General features: G+C 54.6%; 3 protein-coding genes. 2 read left to right on the top strand and 1 reads right to left on the bottom strand.

The annotated features are described in order from the left end of the window. Positions 1-688 (top strand): ABC transporter permease (locus tag A3AY_RS36395; protein ID WP_040669341.1); only part of this gene is annotated, 688 nt, incomplete at its 5' end. 209 nt (positions 689-897) lie between these two features. On the opposite strand, the gene A3AY_RS0128405 is transcribed toward A3AY_RS36395, so the two are convergent. Next, positions 898-1,782 (bottom strand): MurR/RpiR family transcriptional regulator, encoded by an 885-nt coding sequence (locus tag A3AY_RS0128405; RefSeq protein ID WP_018329065.1) that lies wholly within the window; start codon positions 1,780-1,782, stop codon positions 898-900. A 224-nt stretch (positions 1,783-2,006) separates the two neighbouring features. On the opposite strand from A3AY_RS0128405, the gene A3AY_RS0128400 reads away from it, so the two are divergent. After that, on the top strand, positions 2,007-2,546 hold a 540-nt coding region (locus tag A3AY_RS0128400; protein WP_026203935.1), incomplete at its 3' end, for an aminotransferase class III-fold pyridoxal phosphate-dependent enzyme.

Below are 2,546 nucleotides of genomic sequence, written 5' to 3'. Positions count from 1 at the left end.
GACAACATGGTCTCTGCGCTGGTATTACTCCTTCTTCCAGGACCCGACGTGGACTGGCGCTCTGTGGAACAGCTTCAAATTCGGGCTTATCGTGAGCGTCGCATCAGCGATAGCCGGTACAATGGCAGCTTTGGGCCTGAGCCGCTGCTCACCCGCTTTCCGTTCAAGCATGACGATGGTTATCCTCACACCGATCACATTTCCGATCATTGTGGTGGGCGTCGCTGTCTATCTCGGATTGGCAAGAATCGGTTTGGTCGGAACCAGCACTGGCATCATCTTGGGCCATATCATCGGTGCGATTGGTTACGTCGTAGTGATTGTCCTCGCGACTCTTTCGGGGTTCGACAGAAGACTTGAACAGGCTGCAATGAGCATGCGTGCCGGGCCGACGCGAACCTTTATGTGTGTGACATTTCCTCTAATCCGCTCTGGTATTATCGGCGGATCGCTGTTTGCCTTTCTAGCTTCATTCGATGAGGTCATCATTACATCGTTTGTCAGCGGCTATGCGATCCCGACGTTGCCCCTGAAGATGCTCGAAAATTTGAAGCAACAGGTCGATCCAACGATTGCCGCAGTGGGCTCCTTGCTCACCTTGCTGCCTATTGTTTGGCTGATGGCTCTATATTTCACCCTATGGCGAGGACGGAGCTCCCTGCAAAACGCTGCCGCGAACCCGGCTTAAGGTTCATTTGCTGTCCAGTCCTGGTTCAAAATCCAGGGCTGGCATTCTCCATCGCCCGCCGGTCTATGATCATGACGCTACTAGGCAAACGCTCATTGTCGATCGTGCCGAAGTCGGCCTGGAGTCTAGCTGGGTATCGAGGTGAGCAACTCCGAAACTCAGACAACGATATGGAGCGACGTCCCCAAGTTGGTGGTCAATCAGCCCATTCAGATTTTTCGACGCGGTATAGATGCGGAGTAGGTATTCATCGAAGAGAGATAGCTGTCGACCCGCTTGAGCTCCTTTAGCGCTCCCTTTCGATCGTGGCTTGCAAGAAGCCCGCACAGCACCTCCGAAATTGCCAAGGCCGGTGTCAGTGTGTGGAAGAAGGTGTGGCTCTCGGTTGGAAAAAGGACTGCATGCTCGGCAATCGTAACCAATGGCGAAACCTCGCTGTCCGTGATCGCGAGCACGCTCATACCTTTCTCAACGGCGGCTTCCGCGACTTCGAGCGTATAGCGCGAGTATGGGTTTATTGAAACAGCAAGGAGAACATCATCAGCGGTGGCGCGAATAAGCGCGTCGCCGCCCGTCCCGGCAGGACCGTCCAAATGGACGGTCTTTTCGCCTAACAGCGTCATCACGTAATGAAAGTGCCAGGCGACCGAATGGCAGGAACGCAGGCCAAGAACATAAACTCTTCGGGCTGTGGCCAAACGCACTGCCAGATCGTTCAGTCTTGAAAGCGTTTCCGGCTCACATAGTCGGGCAATTTGCCCTGAAATGCTCTGGAGCATCCGGTGCGCAAGGCCCTCATCGTTCGCTCCAGCTTCGTCTCTTTGCATCGCGCGCGCTGCAAAACCGTCTGCATTAACGCGGATGACGTCAGCATGTTGAACACGGAAGTCTTCATAACCCGGAAAGCCAAGAAATTTCGCAAGGCGCGTCATGGTCGAGGGCTGCACACCCGCATTGCGCGCCAGCTCGCGCATCGAGACGAGCGCGACCTCTTGTGGATGCTCGAGGATATGGCGAGCTGCTTGTTGCAACTGCTCGGACATGTCGTCGAACCGTTCGATGATGTGCGAGTGGAGGGGACCCTTTTGCAACATTTGCCTCACAATGAATATGATGAACCAAGCGGACCATGTCTCCAACGGGTTTGGAAGTCAAATAGGATATGGAGAGCTGGCGTCGGCTCCTCTACATGTCGGATCAAAACAAATGCATCATAAAAGTCATTCTTAAAACAGTTGTTGCATTGCTTCGTGAAAACTGGCAATCAATGGACATCCAGAAGCGCCGGTACGCCGGCTGTGATCAGCCCGAGTTTGCTATGACAAAAATCCTCCATCGAATCATTGGTACAACTTTGCCCAGCGCCGTCGCCGGGGAGGGCGTCCACATTACCGACAGCGAAGGGCGCACATACATCGACGGTTCCGGGGGAGCAGCTGTCAGCTGCCTTGGACATAATCACCCCGAAGTTATCGATGCCATGAAGGTGCAAATGGGGCGCATTGCCTACGCTCACACGTCATTCTTTACCACCGATGTGGCTGAGGAACTCGCTGAGCAGCTTATCGCCCTGACGCCAAGTGGCCTCGACTATGTCTACTTCGTCTCTGGCGGATCCGAAGCTGTCGAGGCTGCGCTGAAGATGGCCCGACAGTATTTCGTCGAAATAGGTCAGCCTCAGCGGCGTCATATCATTGCGCGCCGGCAAAGTTATCATGGAAATACGATCGGCGCGCTGGCCACGGGTGGGAACGAATGGCGTCGCTCTCAGTTCAAGCCCATCTTGCCGGAAACCCACCACGTTTCCCCATGCTATGCCTACCGGGATATGTGGCCAGATGAAACCACCGAGGCCTAT

This window comes from Rhizobium giardinii bv. giardinii H152, assembly GCF_000379605.1.
Taxonomy (GTDB): Bacteria; Pseudomonadota; Alphaproteobacteria; order Rhizobiales; family Rhizobiaceae; genus Pararhizobium; species Pararhizobium giardinii.
Note: the sequence above shows the minus strand (reverse complement) of the source record. Positions and strands in the feature narration are given on the sequence as shown.

Excerpts from the sequence above, each read along its gene's own strand:
- A3AY_RS0128405 (WP_018329065.1), bottom strand. The coding sequence starts at position 1,782 with ATGTTGCAAAAGGGTCCCCTCCACTCGCACATCATCGAACGGTTCGAC.